The sequence below is a fragment of the Micromonospora sp. NPDC005194 genome (assembly GCF_040608335.1).
GTDB lineage: Bacteria > Actinomycetota > Actinomycetes > Mycobacteriales > Micromonosporaceae > Micromonospora.
In genome coordinates, this window is sequence record NZ_JBEXIA010000005.1 from 53,152 (window position 1) to 73,991 (window position 20,840).

Sequence of the window (20,840 nt, forward strand, 5' to 3'; positions counted from 1 at the left end):
CAGTTTCCCTCGCCAGGAATGGAGCATTCGATGAGTCGCTTGGCACGCAACCTCGCGGTGGTGGGGGTGGTCGGCGCGATGGTGCTGGCCACGTCCTCCGCAGCCGTGGCCCAGACCGACAAGCCGCCGACCAGAGGCACCGACTGTGTGGTCCAGTACCTCGACGACCGCGGCGGGATCGCCCGCACCGAGACCGAACCGGAGGGTCGGGAGCACGGTCAGTTCCGCTGCGTCGCCGCGCAGTGGACATTCGCCTGGGACCCGTTCGGGGCGGACGACATGATCATGGCCGACGAGATCTGGATCGATCCGTCCGGCGCTGTCACGGCCCGGCGGTTCACCGGTCCCGCGCTCGGCAACGACCTCACACTGGGCGAGATCGCCGCCATCACCCAGGCCGTCACCGGCAGCGGGAAGGTGCTGATCGACCGCGCGATCGTGGCGATCGACGACGGCAAGGAGCGGACCCCGGAGCAGGTCCAGGCGCTGCTCGCCGGCAAGGACACCACCGGCGTACGGGTGCTGGGCACCATCGACAAGCCGGATCCCGCCAAGTCGACGAAGGACATCATCGACGAGGCCGGCGGCACGCCCGAGTCCACCGTCGTCTACTTCAGCATCTTGGGCGCGATCAAGTCCGCGCTCGCGTGGGTCGCGGACACGATCCACGACATCGGTGAGTGGATGGAAGAGCACTGCACCTGGGGGCCCTCTCCCACCGGCCTGGGTGTGGTGATCACGTGTGGCTGGTAGCCCGTACGACTCCGCCGACAGCGGTCACCGAGATGAGGACGCCATGAGAGCTCTGCGGGACATCGCCAAGCGTGCCACCGTCGTCACCGCGGCACTCGTCGTCGGGCTGGTGGCCTCGTACGCGCCGTCGCACGCCGCCGAGGACACGGCCAGGACGACGGTCACCGACCAGCCCGGTGCTCCGGGGATGATGCTGCGGCAGTTCGAGGACCTGACCGGTCAGCCCGTCGGTGATCTGGACACGGTGCTGGCCGTCGACGCCGGAGGCCGGGATCTCACCGCCGACCAGCTCGCGGCGCTCGTCGCCGGCGAGAAGGTCGACGGCGTCACGGTCGTGGGCGCGATGCCGGGCGGCCGGGAGATCCTCGGCACGACGATGGCCGACCTGGCCGACGGCGTGTACGACGGCAGGGGTGACAGCGGGACAGCGACAGCCCTGCTGTTCGCCTCGTCGGTGCCGGGGGGCCGGGAGTGGTGCCTGACCATGTGCATGGCCTCGGGCAAGTCCTACTGGGAGTGCATCCAGTCGCGCCGGGGCGACCAGACCTTCAGCCTCGACCTCGGCGGCGACACCACGGTGGGCGGGATGAAGGCTGCCTTCGAGAAGGCCAACGGCGTCGCCGCCGACGGCCCGTACGCCGTGGACACGTTGACCGGCGACCGCGAGCCCTCGGCGCAGGAGATCGAGACGCTGCTCGACGGCAAGGACGTCGACTCGCTGCGCCGGTTGGCGAGCGTGCAGGGGCCGGACGCCGGGTGGGCGCTGGGCGACATCGCCGAGAAGTCGGGCGTGCCGTACCTGAAGACGAGGATCCACATCTTCACCCTCGGGCTGCCCATTCTCGGGAAGGTCGTCGTGGTCTGCGTCTCGCACAACGACGGAAAGACCTGGAAGTGCTCGGCCCGCCCGTGGAGTGGGTTCTAGCGGTCGATGAAGCCGCTCCGCGTCGACCGGGTCGGTCGACGCGGAGCGGGACCGGTCCGAGGTACGGCCGGGGCTGCGACTCAGCCTTCGCTCAGCGCGCCCGCCACGGCCTGCCGAAGGGCCGTCGGTGGACGGCCGCCCGAGCCCGCGTCGCCCTTCCTCGTTGACGGGGTCAGGTACTGATCGCGTCAGCTCGGATGCGAGGCTGAGGGGCGTGCCGTCCTCCCTCGCGCGTCGTGTGTACGAAGCCTGTCACCTGACCGGGTCGTTCCGGCTGCGATCCGGTCAGGTGAGCCCCGAGTACTTCGACAAGTATCTGTTCGAGGGGCAGCCCGATCTGTTGCGCGACGTGGCCCAGGCGATGGTCGCCCTGCTGCCGGAGTGCGACGTGCTGGCCGGGATGGAGATGGGCGGCATACCGATCGCCACCGTCATGTCACAGCTGACCGGGCTGCCGACGGTCTTCGTTCGCAAGCAGGCCAAGGAGTACGGCACCGGCAAGGCGGCGGAGGGCGGCCCGGTGGACGGCCGGCGCGTCGTGGTGATCGAGGACGTGGTCACGACGGGCGGGGCGCTACTGGCGTCGTGCCGGCAACTGCGCGCCAGCGGCGCGGTGATCGAAACCGTGGTGTGCGCGATCGACCGTGAGCAGGGCGGGCGGGAGAACCTCGCCGCCGAGGGGCTGGGGTTGCGCGCCGCCCTCAGCCGACGCGATCTGGCGCCCTCCGCGTCGGCCTGACCGCCTCCCCCCGCCGCAACGGGGTAGCGCAGGCGGTACCGCAGGAGGGCAGCAGGAGGGATCGTCCCGGCATCGGAATCCTTGAACCATTGATGGCGTCAAGCGAGTTCGATACCGAGGAGCCGTCATGCCCCTGCAAGAGCGCACGTCCACCCGCCGCCGCCGGACCCTGCGGGCAGCCGCCGGGACGCTGGCCGCCGTCGCCGTCCTGACCGGACCCCCGGCGTTCGCCGCCGAATCCGGTCGGCCCGCCGGCCCACGCGACACCGTGCAGCGGCAACTGGACCGCCTGGTCAGCGAGGAGGGCTTTCCCGGCGTGCTCGCCTCGGTGCGGGGGACCGGCGGACGCGTCCGCGACTACACCGCCGGCGTCAGTGACCTCCGGTCGCACGGCCCGGTGCCCCGCGACGGACAGGTCCGCATCGGCAGCAACACCAAGACCTTCACCGCCGTGGTCGTCCTGCAGTTGGTGGGGGAGGGCCGCATCGACCTGGACGCCACGGTCGAGCACTACCTGCCCGGCGTCGTGCGGGGCAACGGCAACGACGGCGGCGCGATCACCGTACGCCAGCTGCTCCAGCAGACGAGCGGCCTGCCCGACTACGACGACGTGCTGTTCACCCAGCCGCAGGACCTCGTCGACAAGAGTCACTCGTACTACCAGCCGCGCCGGCTGGTGGACGCCGCCCTCACGAACGCCCCGCACTTCGCGCCCGGGGCGAAGTGGGAGTACAGCAACACCAACTACGTGCTCGCCGGGCTCATCGTCGAGCAGGTCACCGAACGCCCCATCGGAGAGGAGATCACCAACCGCATCATCAGGCCGCTCGGTCTGCGGGACACGTACTGGCCGGGCGTCGGGGAGCAGCGCCTTCGGGGCACGCACCCACACGGCTACGTCGCGGTGGCCCCGGACGCTGAGTGGGTGGACGTCACCGACATGGACCCGTCCCTGGGCTGGGCCGCCGGCCAACTGGTCTCGACCCCGGACGAGTTGCGGACCTTCTTCGAGGCGCTCGTCGGTGGCAGGCTGCTCAAGCCCGCGCAGCAGGCGGCCATGATGACGACCGTGCCCGCGCCCGGCTTCGAGCCGACCGGCGAGTACGAGTACGGGCTGGGCATCGCCCGGCACGAGCTGCCCTGCGGCGGCGACGGCTGGGGTCACGGCGGCGACATCCAGGGCTTCGAGACCCGCAACCTCGTCACCGAGGATGGCCGCAGCGCCGTCGTCGCGGTGACCGGCCTGCCGACCGGTGAGCAGATGCTCGCCGCGGTGAACGAGAGCGTCGAAACGGCGCTGTGTGCCACCGTCCACTGAGGCATCGTCAGCGCGGTGACACCACGGCGCGGACCGCTGACGGCTTCGGCCGTCGCGGTCCCGTCGGCGCGGGTACCGGCTGCCGGCCCTGGCATCGGAGGAGCTTCCGGTCGACGATTGTCCGGCCCTGGCGGGTCCGCGCGCCGTGATCCGAGCTGACCGAGCTGCGCGATCGGCCCGCCGGTGACCGGGTCCTCAACTGGGTGACGAGCCGATGCCCGAGGAGGGAGGCGGTTCCCAGCGGACGCCGGCGATCCCGGCCGCCTGTCCGTGGGCCCGGTTCACAATCGCCTCCGCCTCCCGTCGCGCGGCGGTCACGATGCCCTCCGCTTCAAGCCGCGCGACGGCGCGGTGGTCGTCGGCCTGCTTCTCGGCGAGGTCGAGGATCTGCTCCACCCGGGTACCCAGGCCGCTGAGGGTCGGCGTCTGTCGCTTCCGCCGTCGTTGCGCGGCGACCGTCGTCGCGCCGGCCGCCGCCTCACTGCCAGGGTCGCGGTCGACCAGGCCGTCCTCGACGAAACTCGACTCCGTGGTGCCGACCAGGGAGAGCGCCACGCCGAGGGCGGCGATCGCGACACCGGACCAGACGGCGGCCGGCCCGAGGGACGGGCCGGCCGCGGCGCCGACGCCGAGCCCGACGAGGACGGCTGCGGTCCTGACTGGCTTGCGCACGAGCTCTCCTCGGGTGGCGCGGGACGTGTGCTCACGTTCCAGCATGACGACCGGGTCAAGCATGGACCGCAGGGTTCACCGCGAGCGGCCCGGGCTGGCCCGTCACGACACCGTCGCGGCGGCCTCCGTCCGGGTGGTGGTGACGCGGCGGCGGCGCACCGGGTACGGGATCGGGTGGGAGATGCTCCAGGCGGCGCCCCTGCACACGACCTCCTTGTAGCGGGCCGCCAACCGTCCGGTGAGCAGGGACGGCTTGGCCCGGTCGTCGGCGGTCACGTACTGGATGATGCCGTCGCGGCGGCCGAGGCTGATGCACTGGTTGAAGTAGCGCAGTGGGGCCTTGGGGATCTTCACCCGACCGGTCAGCCGGGCGGCGATGGCGTCGGCCGCCTGCCAGGCCATCGGGGTTCCCGAGGCGCAGGACATCCGCAGCGGCTTGCCGCCCGGCCCGTCGGCGAGTCCGGCGTCGCCGACGGCGTACACGTCGGGGTGCGAGACGGACCGCATGGTGTCGTCGACGACGATCTGCCCGGTGGCCGCGACGGTCAGACCGGTGGCGGCGGCGATGGGGTGCACGGCGAAGCCGGCCGTCCACACGATCACCTGCGCCGGGATCGTCGCGCCGTCGGTGGTGACCACGCCCGCCGGCTCCACCCGGACGACGTGGGTGTGCTCGTGGACCGTGATGCCGAGCCGGTCCGTGACGCCCCGCAGGTGGTGTCGCGCCCTGCCGTTGAGCCAGTCACCGAGACCGCCGCGGGCGGCGATCGCGACGTCGAGGTCGGGCCGGGCCTCGGCGATCTCGGTGACGGCCTCGAGGCCGGTGAGACCCCCGCCGACCACGAGCACGGTCTGATTGGGCGCGAGGTGGGCGAGGCGGTCACGCAGCCGCAGCGCCGACGGTCGGCCCGCGATGTCGTACGCGTGCTCGGCGACGCCCGGGACGCCATGATCGGCGGAAGCGCTGCCGAGGGCGTAGACGAGCGTGTCGTACGCGATCTCGTCGCTGCCTCGCCCGTCGGTCAGCGCGACGGTCCGGCGGTCGACGTCGACGGCGGTGACCCGGGCGACGCGGACCCGCACGCCGGTGCCGGCGTACACCTGGCTCAGCTCGTGGCGCTTGAGGTCCTGGCCCGTGGCGAGCTGGTGCATGCGGACCCGCTCGACGAAGTCGGCCTCGGCGTTGACGACGGTGATCTCGATGTCGTCGGGGTGCAACCGGCGGGCGAGGCGGCCGGCGGCGATCGCTCCGGCGTAGCCGGCTCCGAGGACGACGATGCGGTGCTTCATGGTGGCACTCCTGTCTCGGCGATTGTCGCTACCTGAACCGAGCAGCGACACGATTGCTGACAGGAGGCGGCTATGACCTGGGTCACCAGACGTGCAGGAGCGGCTCGGAGTGTGCGGAGACGGACCACTGGCGGGTGACGCGTTCGAGCTTGTCCGGGTTGACCTGGACGCGGATCGCCGCGACTCCCTCGGGCGTCACCTCCAGGGACATGACGCCGACGACCTGCTCGCCGGTCACGACCACCACTGCGGGGCCGCCGTTGACGACCTCGGCGTAGAGGGCGGGGCTGCCGCCCACGAGGTTCCGCTTCACGTCGCTGGGCCGGAAGAGACCGCGCAGGAACTTCGCCACCGCCAGCGCGCCGACGACCGGCGTCGTACGGGCCGGGATCTTGCCGCCGCCGTCGCCGATGCTGGTGACGTCCCCGGTCAGCAACTCCACCAGCCGCTGGATCTGGCCGCTGTTGGCCGCCGTGAGGAACTCGGTGACGATCGTGCGCGCGGCGGCGGCGTCGACCTCGGCATGCGCCCGCTCGACGGTGACGTGCTGCTTGGCACGCCGGTAGATCTGCTGGCAGTTCGACTCGGTGAGGTCGAGGATCTCGGCGATCTCGCTGTGCGGGTAGCCGAACGCCTCGCGCAGCACGTACACCGCGCGCTCGTTGGGTGACAGCCGCTCCATGAGGGTGAGCACCGCCATCGAGACCGATTCGCGCTGCTCGACCGTGTCGACCGGGCCGAGCATCCGGTCCCCGGCGAGGACCGGCTCGGGAAGCCACGTGCCGACGTAGGTCTCCCGCCGGGCGCGCGCCGAGGTGAGCTGGTTGAGGCACAGGTTGGTGAGCACCCTCGTCAGCCACGCCTCGGGCGTCTCGACGTGCTCCCGGTCGGCGGCCTGCCAGCGCAGGAACGTGTCCTGGACCGCGTCCTCGGCGTCGCTGGCCGAGCCCAGCAGCCGGTAGGCGATCGCCTCCAGGCGGCCCCTGGAGCGCTCGAACACCTCGACCTCACCCGGACGCAGCGGCATGGCTCGACAGTAGCCGCGTCCGTCGCGTGGCCACGCGTGGTCCCGGGTCAGCAGGCGGAGCGCAGGTGGTTGTTCCGGTACCACGAGCAGATCCTCGTCACGCCGGGCGCCTCCGCCAGTCGGCGGCGCAACCGGTCCTGCCCGTCGGCCGACAGTCCGGGCTCGAACTCGACGAAGCTGGTCGGGCCCTCGTCGCCGTCGGTGTACCGGGTCTGCAGGCCGCGCACGCTCGAGTCTCCCGGCTCGACGAAATTGGTGAACCCGGAACCCGCATCGGTGTGGACGACGAAGCCCACCGGCGGGGACGTCAGCGAGTCGTGCACCGCTCCGGCTGACGCCACGACCGGGACGACCACCAGCGCCGCGCCGACGAGCACCGACAGCCGGGCCCGCCACGGCGACCAGCGCGGATCCGCTGTGGTCGCCAGCAGGACCAGCAGCGCCGGCAGGATCCCGTCCGGCACGGGCCCGCAGGCCAGGACGAGCAACGGGACACCCACCGCCAGGCAGGCGTACGTGAACTGCCGCCGCCGCGCGACGAACAACGGGACCACGGTCAGCGCGACCGCGACCCACCCGATCCGGAAATGCAAGGTGTCGCCCCCGGTCTGGTACGTCCAGCCGAGACTGACCACGGAGGCCACCAGCGCGGTCACCACCAGGATGCGCTGCCACGCGTGGACCCTGTGCACCGTCGACGTCCGGATCATCGTCACGGCGGCAGTGTGCCAACCCGGCGCAACGAGGCGCTGCACACCTGCTCCACGGACGGCTGTCGTATCGTGCGGACATGACACACCCGGTGTGGGCGGACGCCGATGCGTACGAGGCGTACGTGGGTCGGTGGAGCCGCCTGGTCGCGGGCGATTTCGTACGCGGACTGGCCGTGGCACCCGGGCGGCACTGGCTGGACGTGGGCTGCGGCACCGGCGCGTTGACCTCGACGGTCCTCGGCGAGGCCGATCCCGCCCGGATCACCGGCATCGACCCCTCGGCGGGCTTCATCGCTCAGGCGCGTGCCCGCGTTCAGGATCCGCGCGCGAGCTTCCACGTCGGTGACGCCCGCGCTCTGCCGGTGGCCGACCGTGCCGTCGACGTGGTGGTCAGCGGGCTGACGCTCAACTTCGTGCCCGAGCCGGCGCGGGCGGTGGCCGAGTTCGCCCGGGTCGTCCGGCCGGCGGGGGTGGTGTCCGCCTACGTGTGGGACTACACGGAGGGCATGGCGATGATGCGGCACTTCTGGGCCGCCGTCGCCCACCTCGACCCGGCCGCGGCGGGGCGGGACGAGGCGAGTCGCTTCACCGTGTGCCGGCCCGGCCCCTTGCGGGAGCTGTGGGTGGACGCCGGCCTGCGGGACGTGTCGGTTCGACCGGTGGACGTGCCGACGGTGTTCGCCGACTTCGACGACTACTGGCGGCCGTTCCTCGGCGGGCAGGGCAGCGCCCCGTCGTACGTCACCTCGCTTGGCGAGCCGCAACGGGCGGCGTTGCGGGACCTGTTGGCCGCCCAGTTGCCGATCGAGCCGGACGGCTCGATCCGGCTCACCGCGCGGGCCTGGGCCGTGGCGGGCACGGCGCCGTGACGGGGACGGGTCAGGCCGGCTACATGAGGCCGGCGCGACAGGCGAAGGACACCACCTGTCGTCGGCTCGCGGCACGCCGGTAGTCCAGCACAGCGCGCTGTCGGCGAGCTTCCGATCGGCTGTCCCGCGCCCGGCGCGGCCCGACACCAGGGCGTATGTCGCTAACCGGACAAGACGGTAAAGCCCCTGGTAGAGCACGCTTAGGGCAGGCGAGAAGGCGGACGGATGTCGGGCCACATCCCAGTCCTCCGGCCCACCGCGGACAGCATCGTCCGCGTCGGTGCCGCCCTCACCCAGCCCGGCCCCGCCCCGGCGGGCACGGCACAGCCGCCGGCCCGACCACCCGTACGGCTCGGCCCCCCACACCGCTGCGGGCGCCAGCGGCGGTGGCCATCGCCCACCGCCGGCGACGCCGCCCACCGGCCGCGCCACCGCTTCGTGCCCCACCAGCCTTCACGCATCGTGGATTCCGCCTGGTCCGGCGTCGCTCACCCGCGCGTCCGCCCCGGCGACCTCAGCAGAGAGAGGCCCTGACATGGCGGCTCCTACCGCGACCGCAGCCCTGAACGCGTCCGTCTTCGCGCCGGGTGACCAGATGCTGCTGACCGTCACGTACTCCGACGCCGACACCAAACCGCTGACCGTCACCATCGTGGTCACCGACGCGCAGGGCAACAGCAGCGCGCCGGTCAAGGTCACCGCGGTCATCGATCCGCTGGCCGTGACCGTGACCGACAACTCCGGGCGTACCTGGTCCCGGGTCTCCGACAACGGCTCAGTTGCCGTGTACCGGGCGGTGGCGTGATGCCCCGGGTCACCGTCCAGGTTCGCGACGCGGCCGGCAACACCGCGACGGCCGGCGTCGACTACAGCCTGCGCCAGCCGGTCCTCGGGGGCTACTACCTGTCCGGAGGCGCCGACCCGACGGCCGACATGGCCGGTGGCAACTTCCGCTCGCTGACCCAGTACCGCAGCTTCGCCGACGGGTACATCTTTCCCGGCTACAACCGGCCCTGGCTCATCAACCTGGGCAAGGCCGGGATGCAGATCAACATGGTCCTTGAGCTGAAGCACTACGGCGCTCCGAACGCCGGGCCGCAGACCTTCACGGTGGACGGCGTCACCTACACCGTGCCGGCGCCGTCGATGACCATCCAGCAGCGTCCCGGCACCACCTGGCCGAAGGCGTACGGGTACACCCAGGTGCTCAACGGCCAGTGCGACGGGTTGTTCGCGCGTGCCCTGTCCCAGTACCGGGCGCTCGGTTTCGGGGTGAACATCCAGCTCGCGTCCGAGTTGGACACGGACCACGAGTTCGGCACGACCGAGGCTGGCAAGGCGTACACCTGGGCCGAGTCGGACCGGCGGGCGGTGCAGGCCATGAACTACATCGTCACCTGGTTCAAGGCCCGGACGCTGCCCGCCGGGACGACCTTCTCGGTCGGGGTGGGCGGGTTTGACCGGGCGTGCTTCCAGCGCACCCACCCGGAGACGCTGATGTCGCGGCTGGACTACCTGCAGTGGAACGCCTACGCGACAGCCGTCGGCCAGACCGCGCTGGCCCGCTTCCGCCGGACGAAGGACTGGGCGGTGGCGGACCTCGGCCCGGTGGCGCTGTCCCGGCCCGTGATCATCGCGGAGTACGGGGTGCGGGCGGCCCAGATCCCGGACCAGGCGGCCTGGATCCGCACCGTTCCGGCGGCGATCGCCCAGCTCAACGCCGAGCGTGGCCCGCGGATCGCGCGGACCAACTACTTCAACTCCGGGTGGGGCACGCTGTCGCCGAAGGCGGCCGGGTTGGCCGCGCTGCGCACCGCGTACGCCACCCGGCCGTACGTCTGAGGAGGGGCGGCGGTCACTCGGCGTCGAGCTGCTCGGCGTACGTGTCGCGCAGCGCGGGCCAGCCGAAGTCCTTGGCCTCGGCGCCCCGGATCGGGCCGACCGGGTCGCCGTCGAGCAGCCGGTCGGCCACGTCGAGGCAGAGGTGCCAGCCGGCGGCGACCATCGGCAGCATGCCCCGCTCGGCGATGGTGTGCCGCAGGGTGAGCCGGGTGCCGGCACCCAGCGGGGTCAGCTCCCAGCACAGCAGGTCGTCGCCCCAGGTGTACTCCAGTAGGTGAGGCGGCTCGGCCCGGCGTACCGTCGCCGGTTGCTCCTGGGTGGTCTCGCCGTCGACGAGGGTGAGTACGGCGGCGCCGGGGTCACCGAGGTTCCGGTCGGCGAGGAACGGGGCCCACTGGGCGAGTTGGGTCGGGTCGGTCAGCGCCGCCCATACGGTGGTCGGCGGGTGCCGCAGGTCACGGACGAAGACCAGGATGGCGCCGCCGTCGGTGGGCTCGGCGCGCACCTCGGCGGGTGGGCTCGGGCGGAATGCGTCGCGGTTCATTCACTGCTCCTGACTGTCCAGGTGCCGTTGCAGGGCGTCCAGGTGCCGGGTCCAGAGCCGGCGGTACGGGTCGAGCCAGCCGTCCACCGCTCGCAGCGGGCCCGGCTCGAGGCGGTAGATCCGCTGCCGCGCCGCGGTCCGGCAGGAGACGAAGCCGGCCTCGCGCAGCACCCGCAGGTGTTTGGAGACGGCCGGCTGGCTGACCCCCAGCCCGTCGACCAATTCGCCCACACTGCGGTCGGCGTCGCGGAGCGCGTCGAGGATCCGGCGTCGGGTGGGCTCGGCGAGGACGGTGAAGGCGTCGGTGGACATCTACCTAATATTCCTTCTCCGTTATATGTCTGCCAAGGTATATGACGAGGACGGGCGGTGGCCGGTGCGGCTACCTATGCTCGGACCATGGAACTGCGGATCTTCACCGAGCCCCAGCAGGGCGCCACCTACGACCAGGTGCTCGCGGTGGCCCGCCGCGCCGAGGATGACGGCTTCGGCGCGTTCTTCCGGTCCGACCACTACCTGAAGATGGGCGAGGTGAGCGGCGACCCCGGCCCCACCGACGCGTGGACCACGCTCGCCGGCCTGGCCCGCGACACCAGCCGCATCCGGCTCGGCACCCTGATGACCGCCGCCACCTTCCGGCTGCCCGGCCCGCTGGCCATCACCGTGGCGCAGGTCGACCAGATGAGCGGCGGTCGGGTGGAGCTGGGCATCGGCACCGGCTGGTACGCCGAGGAGCACACCGCGTACGGCATTCCGTTCCCGGCTCTGGGCGAGCGGTTCGACCGGCTGGAGGAGCAGCTCGCGGTCATCACCGGGCTGTGGTCCACCCCGACCGGGCAGCGGTTCAGCCACGCTGGCCGGTACTACCCGGTCAGCGACTCCCCGGCCCTGCCCAAGCCGGTGCAGCAGCCCCGCCCGCCGATCCTGCTCGGCGGGATGGGCCCGAAGCGCACGCCCCGGCTGGCCGCCCGCTACGCCGACGAGTTCAACCTGCCGTTCGCGTCGCCGGCGGACTCTGCCGCGCAGTTCGAGCGGGTCCGCGCGGCGTGCGCCGAGATCGGTCGCGACCCGGCCGACCTGGTCTGGTCCAACGCCCTGGTGCTCTGCTGCGGGCGCAACGACGCCGAGGTGGCCCGCCGGGCCGCCGCCATCGGCCGCGAGCCGGACGAGCTGCGGGCCAACGGTCTCGCCGGCACGCCCGACGAGGTCCTGGACACCATCGGCCGGTACGCGAAGATCGGCAGCCAGCGGCTCTACCTCCAGGTGCTCGACCTGACCGACCTGGACCACCTCGACCTGGTCGCGACCGAGGTGCTGGCGAACCTGTGAGCCGACCGGCCGGTCAGGCGCCCCGGTGGGCGCCGACCGCGCCCGGGTCGTGCAGCACCGTGTCCAACCGGCCGTCGCGGTCGCTGTCCACATAGGTGATGTCCGGTACGCCGTCGCCGTCCACATCGATCTGGACGACGTCGGCGACGCCGTCCCCGTCGAGGTCGGTGACCACCTCGACCGAGCCGTCCAGGTGGCGCGTCACGATCGACTGCGGCCCGGCGGCGGGTTCGCGCGGCGGCGGACCGGGCGACGGTACGGGCGTCGGCGCGGGCGCGGGGGCGGGTGTCGGACGGGGGCCGGGCGTGGGCGACGGGTGGCTCGACAACCGGACGCCCGGCGGGGCGCTGGCCGGCTCGACAGCGCTGCCGGTCGGGTCCAGCTCCTCCTCCGACGGATACACGTCGCCCCGCAGGGCCGGATCACGGTAGCTGCTCATGGGCGTAGGGTTCCCCGACGATGGCGAGAACAACCGTGCCCGATCGTCCGGTGTCCGTGGCGCCCGGTCTGTCAGAGGATGCGGGGACCGACGCCACGGTCATGAACGGGGGTCCGAGCGTGGAGCTGCGCCGGAGCCGGGGGGCCCGGGTGCTCGCCCTGGTGTGCGTACTCGGTGGGGTGCTCCTGTTGGTCTACCCCAGCGACGGCGCCCTGCTACGGACGATCGTCGCCGTGGGTGCGATCGCGCTCGGCGCGGTGGCGCTGGTCAGCGCGATGCGGCCGTTCCGCTTCGGGATCACCCCGGAAGGGCTCAGCATCCGGCGGCCCGGCCTGCGCCGGGAGATCCGGTGGGCCGAGGTCGACGCGCTCGTCCTCGACGAGCCGCCCCGCCGCGACGGCTACTCGACACCGCCGCGCCTGCTGCTGGTGCCCGCCCCGGGCGTGACGTTCGAGCCGGTCACCGCCCGCCACCCGATCGACGGCCGGCCGGCCATCGAGCTGCTCGTCTTCGACCAGGTCCGGGAGCAACCCGAGCAGGTGGCCGAGGCGCTGGCGCGCTGCGCCGGGGACCGCTTCGTCGACCTGGTCGCTCTGCGCCGCGCCGCCTTCGCGGCCCCGGACCTCCCGGTCGGCCTGCGTGGCTACCAGATGGATCGGGTCGACCGGTTGATCCGACGCGGCCAGGACGCCCTGATGTCCGGGGACGCGGCGACCCGGCAGGCGGCCCGGGGCGAGATCGAACGCGCCACGGCCGCCGGTCTGCCGATCGCCCAACGCGGTTACCACACGTTCCAGACGGATACGGTTCTGGACGCCCTCATCGCCGCGTTGGCCGACCACCAGTCCACCGATCGGGAGACCGCCCCATGACCGCGCAGGGACAGCACCTGACGTCGAGCAGCGACGTGCCACGCCGCAACTGGGCCGGCAACGTGCGCTACGCCGCGCGGGAGTTCCACAGCCCCACCACCGTCGACGAGGTGCGCCGGCTGGTCGCCGGCAGCTCCCGGATCCGCGCGGTGGGCACCGGACACTCCTTCAACCGCCTCGGCGACACCGAGGGCGACCTGGTCAGTCTCGCCGGCCTGCCCCCGACCGTGGAGGTGGACCGCGAGCGCGGGCAGGTCACCGTGAGCGGGGCGATGCGCTACGGCGACCTCGCCGGACACCTGCACACCCAGGGGTACGCGCTGGCCAACCTCGCCTCGCTGCCGCACATCTCGGTCGCCGGCGCGGTGGCCACCGCCACCCACGGCTCCGGCCCCACCCACGGCAACCTGGCCACCTCGGTCGCCGCCCTGGAGCTGGTCACCGCCGATGGGGACCTGACGCACGTGGACCGCGACACCGACGGCGACACGTTCGCCGGCATGGTGGTCGGGCTCGGCGCGCTCGGCCTGGTCACTCGGGTCACCCTGGACCTGGTGCCGGCGTTCGAGCTGCGCCAGTACGTGCGCCTCGACCTGCCCGTCGAGGCGCTGGACGAGGCGCTCGACTCGGCGTACAGCGTGAGCGTGTTCACCGACTGGCGTACCCCGCGCCTGCGGGAGGTGTGGCGCAAACAGCTCGCGAACCAGCCGCCGCCGGAGGCGGACTGGCTCGGCACCACGGCCGCCGACCAGCCGCGACACCCGGTGCTCGGCATGCCGGCGGAGAACTGCACCCCACAGCTCGGCGTGCCGGGCCCGTGGCACGAGCGGTTACCGCACTTCAAGCTCGGCTTCACCCCGAGCAGCGGTGACGAACTCCAGTCCGAGTACCACCTGCCGCGTACGGCGGCGGCCGGGGCGCTCGCCGCGCTGGCCGAGGTGGCGCACCTGATCGCCCCGGTGTTGCACGTGTGCGAGCTGCGCACGGTGGCCGCCGACGAGCTGTGGCTCAGCCCGAACCACAGGCGGGACAGCTTCGTGGTCCACTTCACCTGGGTCGACGACGCCGACGCGGTGCTGCCGGTGCTGGCCGAGGTGGAGGACAGCCTGGCGCCGTTCGCGCCCCGCCCGCACTGGGGCAAGGTCTTCGTCACCGCCCCGACCGAGCTGGCCGCCCGCTACCCCCGCCACGCCGACTTCGCCGCCCTGCTGACCCGCCTGGACCCGACCGGCACGTTCCGCACCGACCTGCTGGACCGCTACTTCCCCCGCTGACCGGCCGGGGTGCGCAGGCTGCCGCGCTGGACGGCACGGCTGATGTCGCTGGGGGAGACGATGCCGGTGAGCATGCCGTCGTCGCTCACCACCAGGGCGCGACCGTCGGCGCACTCGTTGAGCCGGGGGAGCAGGTCGTTGAGCTGTTCACCCGGCCGGGCGAGCACCAGATCGTCGGCCCGGCAGGCCACCTCGGCCAGCGTGGTCGACGCGCGCCGCTCGGCCGGTACGCCCCGCACCCGGTCCACGGTGACCAGGCCGGTCGGTCGGCCATCCTCGGTCAGCGGCAGCGCCGAGTGCCGGTACGCGAAGAGGTAGTGGTCCACGAAGTCGGCGACCGTCATGTCCGCCGAGGCGGTCTGCGGCTGCGGCGTCATCACGTCGGCGACCCGGATTCCGCGCAGCGCGCTTCCGGCGCGGGCCTGCCGCTCCTCCACCCCGGCGGCGCCGATCAGGAACCAGCCGATCAGCACCAACCAGAGCCCGCCGAAGCCGACACCGGACAGGAACCGCCACAGCCCGAGGCCGATGAGCAGCGCGCCGAGCACCCAGCCGGCCCGGGCGGCCACCACCGAGGCCCGGCTCCGGTCGCCGGTGGCCTTCCACACCGCGGCGCGCAGCAGCCGGCCACCGTCCAGCGGTGCGGCCGGCAGCACGTTGAAGACCGCCAGGAGCACGTTGATGCCGGCCAGCCACGCGATCGCGCCGAAGAGCAGCCCACCCTGCCCGGCCAGCGCGAACAGCAACGCGATGACACCGAAGAACGCCCCGAGCAGCAGGCTGACCAGCGGACCAACGCCCGCGATCCGCAGCTCCGCGCCGGGGTCGCGCGGCTCGCCCCGCAACTCGGCCACCCCACCGAACAGCCACAGCGTGATGCCGTCGACGGTCAGCCCGTTGCGCTTGGCCACCACGGCGTGCGACACCTCGTGGGCGAGCAGGCCGACGAAGAAGACCACCGCCGCGGCCAGACCGGCGAGGGTGTACGCCACGGGCGAGCGGTCCGGGTACGAGCGGGGGAACTGGTTGGCGGCCAGGGCCCACGCGATCAACCCGAAGATGACCAGGACGCTCCAGTTGACGCCGACCGGCACCCCCGCGATCCGGCCAAGCCGGAAACTGGCCCTCATCCCGGGCTGATACCCCTACTTAGCCTGCCCATGCCAGTCGACGAGGTGGCGTCTCGGTTGGTGTGATCCGTCGACCGTGCCGAGCGAACATCTGTACAAATTCCGTCCGGCCGCGCTCCACCACCCTTAGTCAAGGGTGGTTGACCAGATGCACTGTGTGCGCGAGCGGTGGTCTCCGCTGATCAAGCGCCGAAACGGTAAAGTGCCCAGACTGAGCCGGAACATCGACGGCCGGGGCGGAAGGGTCGGCGCATGCGGGAGGATTCACCGCGCTGGGAGCACATCAACTCCAGTTCGTACATCTGGGAGCAGGACGGTCTGCGCGAGCTGGCCGGCTACCTGCCCGACGCCGACCCGTACCACGTCTGGACGAACGTCGAGTTCGTCGGCGCCGACGGCTCGATCAACGAGGTCGACGCCCTGGTGTTGACCCCGAGCGGGCTCTACGTGCTGGAGCTGAAGCACTGGCAGGGGGAGATCCGCGGTGACGGCACCCAGTGGCTGCGCCGAGCGCCGAATTCCCGACTGATCCCCGAAGACAACCCGTACATGCTGGCCAATCGGAAGGCGAAGCGGCTGGCCAGCCTGATCCGCTACTACGCCAAGCAACACGGACGGCAGCGCGAAACCCCCTATGTCGGGGCTGCGGTCTTCCTGCACGCGAAGGCGATGCGGGCCGACCTGGACGCGATCGGCAGCCAGCACATCTACGGGCTGGAGCAGCACGACTCCGGGCTGCCCGGCCTGAAGAAGCTGCTGCTCGCCCTGCCGCGTAACCCGGACCATCTGGTGGACGAGGCGCGCGGCAGGGAGATCGTCGAGCTGGTGCGCGGCGCGAAGATCCGGCCGTCGGTGGCGGACCGCAAGGTCGGTCAACTGCTGCTGCACCCGAAGCCGTTTGCCGAGGGTCTCGGCTGGCAGGACTTCCTCGCCGGGCACGCGCTGGACACCTCGCTGGTGCGTCGGGTGCGGTTCTACCTGACCAGCCGGGCCGCCGAGCATGAGGTTCCGGCGATCCGCAGGGCGGCGGAGCGGGAGTTCCGCCTGCTGCAGGGCATTCACCACCCCGGGGTAGCGCGGGCGCACGACCTGGTTGAGCACTCGTGGGGCCCGGCGGTCATCTTCGACCACCAGGAGGAGTGGGTACGCCTCGACCAGTGGCTGCTGCGACGCGGCGATGCGTTGACCCTGGCCCAGCGATTGCAGCTGGTGCAGGATCTCGCCGAAATCATCGACTACGCGCACTCCCGCAGGCTGGCCCACCGGGCGCTCTCGCCCCGGGCGATCTACGTCGGTAACCCGGACGGGCCGCGCCCCACGCTGGTGGTCACCGACTGGCAGACCGGCGGCCGATTGGCCGGCACGACCCAGCTCACCCGACTGGGCCCGTCGAGCGACCCGGCCAGCCTGGAGCTGTTCTTCGACGACGAGGTCCGCCGCTACCAGGCGCCGGAGGCTGAGAACGCCACCCGGCTGCCGGGCCACCAGCTCGACGTGTTCTCTCTCGGCGCGCTGGCGTACCGGATCTTCGCCGGTGCGGTGCCGGCCGCCACGCCGGAGGAACTCGTCAACGCGGTCCGCGACAGTGGCCTGCACCTCGATGCCGCGGTCGACGGCATGCCGCACACGCTGGTCACCCTGGTCTACGACGCGACCCGGGGCGATCCGGCGCACCGGCTGCCCAGCGTCTCCCGGTTCCACAAGGACCTGGAGAAGGTCTGGGAGGAGCTGACCGCGCCGGAGCCGGAGCCGGTCGCCGACCCGCTCTCCGCCCACCGGGGTGACGTGCTCGACGGCGGCCTGGAGGTGAAGGACCGGCTCGGCTCCGGTGCCACCGCCGTCGCCTTCCTGGTCACTCGCGACGGGGAGTCGCGTGACCTGGTGCTGAAGGTTGCCCGCGACGAGCAGCACGAGGAACGGCTGACGGCGGAGGCGCGTACCCTCGCGGGGTTGAAGCACCCCCAGGTGGCCGCGCTGGTCGAGGGTCCGGTCCGGGTCGGCGGCCGGACCGCGCTGCTGATGGAGAGTGCCGGGCAGCGGACCCTCGCCGAGGAGCTGCGCGGCGGCCGGCTGGCGCTGGACCTGCTGGAGCGGTACGGCCGGGATTTGCTCGACATCGTCAACTACCTGGATGGCCAGGGTGTCTGGCACCGGGATCTGAAGCCGGCGAACCTGGCGGCCCGGCCGCGGCCGAAGGACAAGCAGCCGCACCTGTGCGTCTTTGACTTCTCGCTCTCGTCCGCCCCCGCCGACCAGCTCGGCGCGGGCACTGTCGGCTACCTCGATCCGTTTCTCGGTCCGCCGCGCCGGCTGCGTTACGACGCGGCGGCCGAGCGGTTCGCGGCGGCCGTCGTGCTCTACGAGATGGCGACGGGCGTGCTGCCCCGCTGGGGTGACAACGCCAACCCGGCCGTGGTCAGCGACGAGGTGGCCCTCGACCCGGCGGTGTTCGACCCGGCGGTCGCCGACCGGTTGGTGGAGTTCTTCGGCCGGGCGTTGGCGAGGGAGGCGGCGGCCCGGTTCGACACGGTCGACGAGATGACCGACGCCTGGCGGGCCATCTTCCAGCAGGTCCCGCAGCCGGCGGTGACTCCGGTCGGCCCGCTGCCAGCGGCCGTGGGATTGACTCGCGAGTCACCGCTGGAGGTCACCGAGCTGACCGCCCGGGCCCGCTCGGCGCTGCAACGACTCGGCCTGCACACTGTCGGCGAGCTACTGGACGTCGAGCTGTCGGCGCTGACCCGGGCCAAGGGAGTGCCGGACGCGACCCGCAAAGAGATCATCGCCCAGGCGCGGGCGCTGCGCGCCGTGCTGCCCGGCGGCAGCGAGTCGCCCGCCGTCGACGAGCAGCCCCTGGCGCAGGGCGTGGAGGCACTCTGCGCGACCCTGCTTCCCGCCTCGACCTCCCGCAACCACCGGACGCTGGCCGTGCTGCTCGGGCAGACGCCCACCGACGACGGTGAGTTCCTGTGCTGGCCGGCACAGAGTGAGGCGGCCCGGGCCATCGGCCGGAGTCAGCCCCAGATCTCCAAGCTGCTCGCTGCCCAGGCCAAGAACTGGCTGGGTGAGCCGGCGCTGGAGGCGGTGCGCAACGAGATCGTGGCACTGCTCGACGCGCGCGGCGCGGTGATGTCCGCCGAGGAGTTGGCCCAGGCGCTGATCGCCGCCCGCGGCTCGTACACCCCCGCGCCGAAGCGGCTGCCACAGGCGATCGGGCTGGTCCGCGCCGCCGTCGAGGCCGAACTGAGCACCGGCGGGGACGCCCGGGTGGCCATCCATCGGTTCCGCATCTCCGGCACTGTCCTGGTCGGCCGGGAACCGGACGATCCCGCGTCCGACGTCACCGCCGCCGACTTCCTCGGGTACGTGGTGGAGCTGGGCGGCCGGGCCGCCGAGCTGGCCGGCGCCGATCCGCTGCCGACCCGGCAACGTGCCGTCGAGGAGCTACGCCGGCTGCCCGCGCCGGCCGGAATGCCGGCCGTGGCCGACCTGCGGCTGTTGCAGCTCGCAGCGGCCGCCCGCAACGATCGGGTCGACGTCAACGCGCAGGGGCAGCTTTACCCGGTGGGGATGCCGGCCGAGCGGGCGCTGCGGTTGTCGGTGGGCAGCCTGATCGGGCAGCGGCTCAGCGAGGAGCAGATCCGCGACCGGGTGCAGAGCCGCTTCCCCCGCGCGGAGCGGCTGCCGAAGCGGCCCGCGCTGAACGAGATGCTCGCTGCGGCTGAGATACCGCTGACCTGGCACCCGCACGACCGGGTGTATGGGCCGGTGACCACGACGGCGTCGGTGACCGGCACTCGGCTGGCCACTACCCACGCACCGCTGCTCGGGCTCACCGCCGCCGACGAGGTGGGAGACAAGCTCACCTCCGCCATCGACCGGCGGGCCTTTCTCGCGGTGCTGGCGCCGCTGCGCCGGCTCGGCCCGGCCCGGCGGGCGCTGTTGGCCCGGCTGCCGCTGACCGAAGTGGACGTCACGGCGATCCTGCTGGACCGGCTGCGTGCGCTGGGCTTCCCGTGGGAGGCGATCGTGGCGGCCGACAACGGCTCGGCGCTGGACGCGGATTTCCGCAGCCTGGTGGACCTGGTCCGGCACCAGGTGGTGCCGGCGGTCAGCACGGCGATCGCCGCCGCCGACGGGCCGGTGCTGATCACGGAGGCGGCGCCGCTGGCCCGGTACGGGCAGCTCGGGCTACTCCAGGAACTGGCCGACCCGACCCGGCCCCGGCCGGCGGCCCGGCTGCTGCTGGTGCCGGCGCGCCGCCCCGACCCGGCCGTGCTGGACGGGGTGCAGTTGCCGCTGACGTCGCCGCCCAGCCAGTCGCTCTGGCTCGCCAACGACTGGATTGAAGCAGTCGCCGTGCCGGGGACCAGAGCGTTGTAGCACGTATCGGGGTGTCGAGTGCGTCGGACCCAGCTCGACGCGGTGGTGCATTGTGGACCTTGCGCAGTAGTCTCCGGACATGGAAGCCTTCGAGTCCTTCGTCGCCGTCGCCCTTGAGGACGAGGGCTTCGTGGTTTCGGAGGCAGTGAAGTTTCCAGTGAAGCAGCCGACCGCCAAATCAGCGTATGTCGAGGTGCAGACACACGGATTCGAAGTCGACCTGGTCGCCGCTCGTGGCGATCGCCTGGTATTGGCTACGGTCAAGTCAGCCTTCGGATCCCGAGGTGTGGTAGCTGAGCATGTCACAGGCGCGACCGCCAATCTCCGCGCGAGGAAGCTCTACGCGCTGCTCAACAACGACACCGTACGAAACGCGGTCGTCCTTGGCGCGTCCCAGCGGTTCGGGTATCGCCCAGAGCAGATCGAGATTCGCCTCTATGTTGGTCGGTTTGCGGCGCCGACCACCGGCGTGCATGAAGTGAAGATCAGGCACTGGTGTGCGACGCAGAATGTCGGGGCCGGCCCGATCCGCGTTTTCGGCGTCAGTGATGTCGTCGCCAAGGTCATCCGAGCGGCGCAGAAGAAGCAGTACCGGAACAACCCGGTTCTCGTGACGATGAAGGCCCTCGAAGCGGCTGGCTTGCTGAAGCTGGCGCTTCCAGATCCCATCGATGACAACCAGGGGCTTCCGGCAGCAGATTGATTGACCGGCGGCGAGAGG

20 protein-coding genes are annotated in these 20,840 nt (G+C 72.1%); 12 read left to right on the top strand and 8 right to left on the bottom strand.

Annotation, left to right across the window (positions count from 1 at the left end; translation table 11 throughout):
* Window positions 1-30: 30 nt before the first annotated feature.
* From ABZU53_RS05795 to ABZU53_RS05810, 4 genes are all read left to right on the top strand, one after another.
* Window positions 31-753, top strand: coding sequence for a hypothetical protein (locus tag ABZU53_RS05795; RefSeq protein WP_355064106.1), 723 nt, complete (start codon window positions 31-33; stop codon window positions 751-753).
* A 43-nt stretch (window positions 754-796) separates the two neighbouring features.
* Window positions 797-1,678 (top strand): hypothetical protein, encoded by an 882-nt coding sequence (locus ABZU53_RS05800; protein ID WP_355064108.1) that lies wholly within the window; start codon window positions 797-799, stop codon window positions 1,676-1,678.
* 214 nt (window positions 1,679-1,892) lie between these two features.
* The gene (pyrE, locus tag ABZU53_RS05805) at window positions 1,893-2,417 is read left to right on the top strand and encodes an orotate phosphoribosyltransferase (RefSeq protein ID WP_355064110.1); all 525 of its coding nucleotides are present in this window, start codon (window positions 1,893-1,895) and stop codon (window positions 2,415-2,417) included.
* Between the two features lie 127 nt (window positions 2,418-2,544).
* Window positions 2,545-3,735 carry a serine hydrolase domain-containing protein gene (locus ABZU53_RS05810; protein WP_355064112.1) on the top strand — a complete coding sequence of 397 codons (1,191 nt, stop codon included), beginning with the start codon at window positions 2,545-2,547 and terminating at the stop codon, window positions 3,733-3,735.
* Between the two features lie 195 nt (window positions 3,736-3,930).
* Here ABZU53_RS05810 and ABZU53_RS05815 read toward each other — a convergent pair whose 3' ends face one another.
* The 4 genes from ABZU53_RS05815 to ABZU53_RS05830 form a co-directional block, all read right to left on the bottom strand.
* A complete protein-coding gene (locus ABZU53_RS05815) occupies window positions 3,931-4,407 on the bottom strand; it encodes a hypothetical protein (RefSeq protein ID WP_355064114.1) in 477 nt (158 codons plus the stop codon).
* Between the two features lie 102 nt (window positions 4,408-4,509).
* A complete protein-coding gene (locus tag ABZU53_RS05820; protein ID WP_355064116.1) occupies window positions 4,510-5,697 on the bottom strand; it encodes an FAD-dependent oxidoreductase in 1,188 nt (395 codons plus the stop codon).
* A gap of 82 nt (window positions 5,698-5,779) precedes the next feature.
* The gene (locus ABZU53_RS05825) at window positions 5,780-6,724 is read right to left on the bottom strand and encodes an RNA polymerase sigma-70 factor (protein ID WP_355064118.1); all 945 of its coding nucleotides are present in this window, start codon (window positions 6,722-6,724) and stop codon (window positions 5,780-5,782) included.
* Between the two features lie 47 nt (window positions 6,725-6,771).
* A complete protein-coding gene (locus ABZU53_RS05830; protein WP_354856297.1) occupies window positions 6,772-7,440 on the bottom strand; it encodes a hypothetical protein in 669 nt (222 codons plus the stop codon).
* Window positions 7,441-7,514: 74 nt separating this feature from the next.
* Between ABZU53_RS05830 and ABZU53_RS05835 the strand changes: the two genes are divergently transcribed.
* The 3 genes from ABZU53_RS05835 (at window position 7,515) to ABZU53_RS05845 (ending at window position 10,148) form a co-directional block, all read left to right on the top strand.
* Window positions 7,515-8,306 (top strand): methyltransferase domain-containing protein, encoded by a 792-nt coding sequence (locus ABZU53_RS05835; protein ID WP_355064120.1) that lies wholly within the window; start codon window positions 7,515-7,517, stop codon window positions 8,304-8,306.
* A gap of 535 nt (window positions 8,307-8,841) precedes the next feature.
* A complete protein-coding gene (locus tag ABZU53_RS05840) occupies window positions 8,842-9,111 on the top strand; it encodes a hypothetical protein (RefSeq protein ID WP_354856293.1) in 270 nt (89 codons plus the stop codon).
* Window positions 9,111-10,148, top strand: a complete 1,038-nt coding sequence (locus ABZU53_RS05845; protein WP_355064122.1) for a hypothetical protein — start codon at window positions 9,111-9,113, stop codon at window positions 10,146-10,148. Before ABZU53_RS05840 ends, ABZU53_RS05845 begins: the two co-directional genes overlap by 1 nt.
* 13 nt (window positions 10,149-10,161) lie before the next feature.
* Here the strand turns inward: ABZU53_RS05845 and ABZU53_RS05850 are convergent, their stop codons facing one another.
* Complete coding sequence (locus tag ABZU53_RS05850; RefSeq protein ID WP_355064124.1) at window positions 10,162-10,692, bottom strand: SRPBCC family protein; 531 nt, start codon at window positions 10,690-10,692, stop codon at window positions 10,162-10,164.
* On the bottom strand, window positions 10,693-11,004 hold the full coding sequence (locus ABZU53_RS05855) for a metalloregulator ArsR/SmtB family transcription factor (protein WP_007463609.1): 312 nt from the start codon (window positions 11,002-11,004) through the stop codon (window positions 10,693-10,695).
* An 87-nt stretch (window positions 11,005-11,091) separates the two neighbouring features.
* Here ABZU53_RS05855 and ABZU53_RS05860 point away from each other — a divergent pair, with 87 nt between their 5' ends.
* The gene (locus ABZU53_RS05860) at window positions 11,092-12,021 is read left to right on the top strand and encodes an LLM class F420-dependent oxidoreductase (protein WP_355064126.1); all 930 of its coding nucleotides are present in this window, start codon (window positions 11,092-11,094) and stop codon (window positions 12,019-12,021) included.
* A gap of 13 nt (window positions 12,022-12,034) precedes the next feature.
* Here ABZU53_RS05860 and ABZU53_RS05865 read toward each other — a convergent pair whose 3' ends face one another.
* Window positions 12,035-12,460 carry a hypothetical protein gene (locus tag ABZU53_RS05865; RefSeq protein WP_355064128.1) on the bottom strand — a complete coding sequence of 142 codons (426 nt, stop codon included), beginning with the start codon at window positions 12,458-12,460 and terminating at the stop codon, window positions 12,035-12,037.
* Window positions 12,461-12,561: 101 nt separating this feature from the next.
* Here ABZU53_RS05865 and ABZU53_RS05870 point away from each other — a divergent pair, with 101 nt between their 5' ends.
* On the top strand, window positions 12,562-13,332 hold the full coding sequence (locus ABZU53_RS05870; RefSeq protein ID WP_355064129.1) for a hypothetical protein: 771 nt from the start codon (window positions 12,562-12,564) through the stop codon (window positions 13,330-13,332).
* A complete protein-coding gene (locus ABZU53_RS05875; protein WP_355064130.1) occupies window positions 13,329-14,606 on the top strand; it encodes an FAD-binding protein in 1,278 nt (425 codons plus the stop codon). The genes ABZU53_RS05870 and ABZU53_RS05875 overlap by 4 nt, the downstream gene beginning before the upstream one ends.
* On the opposite strand, the gene ABZU53_RS05880 is transcribed toward ABZU53_RS05875, so the two are convergent.
* Window positions 14,591-15,736, bottom strand: coding sequence for a site-2 protease family protein (locus ABZU53_RS05880; RefSeq protein WP_355064131.1), 1,146 nt, complete (start codon window positions 15,734-15,736; stop codon window positions 14,591-14,593). The two genes, ABZU53_RS05875 and ABZU53_RS05880, sit on opposite strands and share 16 nt — an antisense overlap.
* A gap of 252 nt (window positions 15,737-15,988) precedes the next feature.
* Here ABZU53_RS05880 and pglW point away from each other — a divergent pair, with 252 nt between their 5' ends.
* Together pglW and ABZU53_RS05890 are read left to right on the top strand one after the other, a co-directional pair.
* Window positions 15,989-20,119, top strand: coding sequence for a BREX system serine/threonine kinase PglW (pglW, locus tag ABZU53_RS05885; protein WP_355064133.1), 4,131 nt, complete (start codon window positions 15,989-15,991; stop codon window positions 20,117-20,119).
* Window positions 20,120-20,198: 79 nt separating this feature from the next.
* Entirely contained in the window at window positions 20,199-20,822 is a 624-nt protein-coding gene (locus ABZU53_RS05890) for a hypothetical protein (RefSeq protein WP_355064135.1), read from the top strand.
* Window positions 20,823-20,840 lie beyond the last annotated feature (18 nt).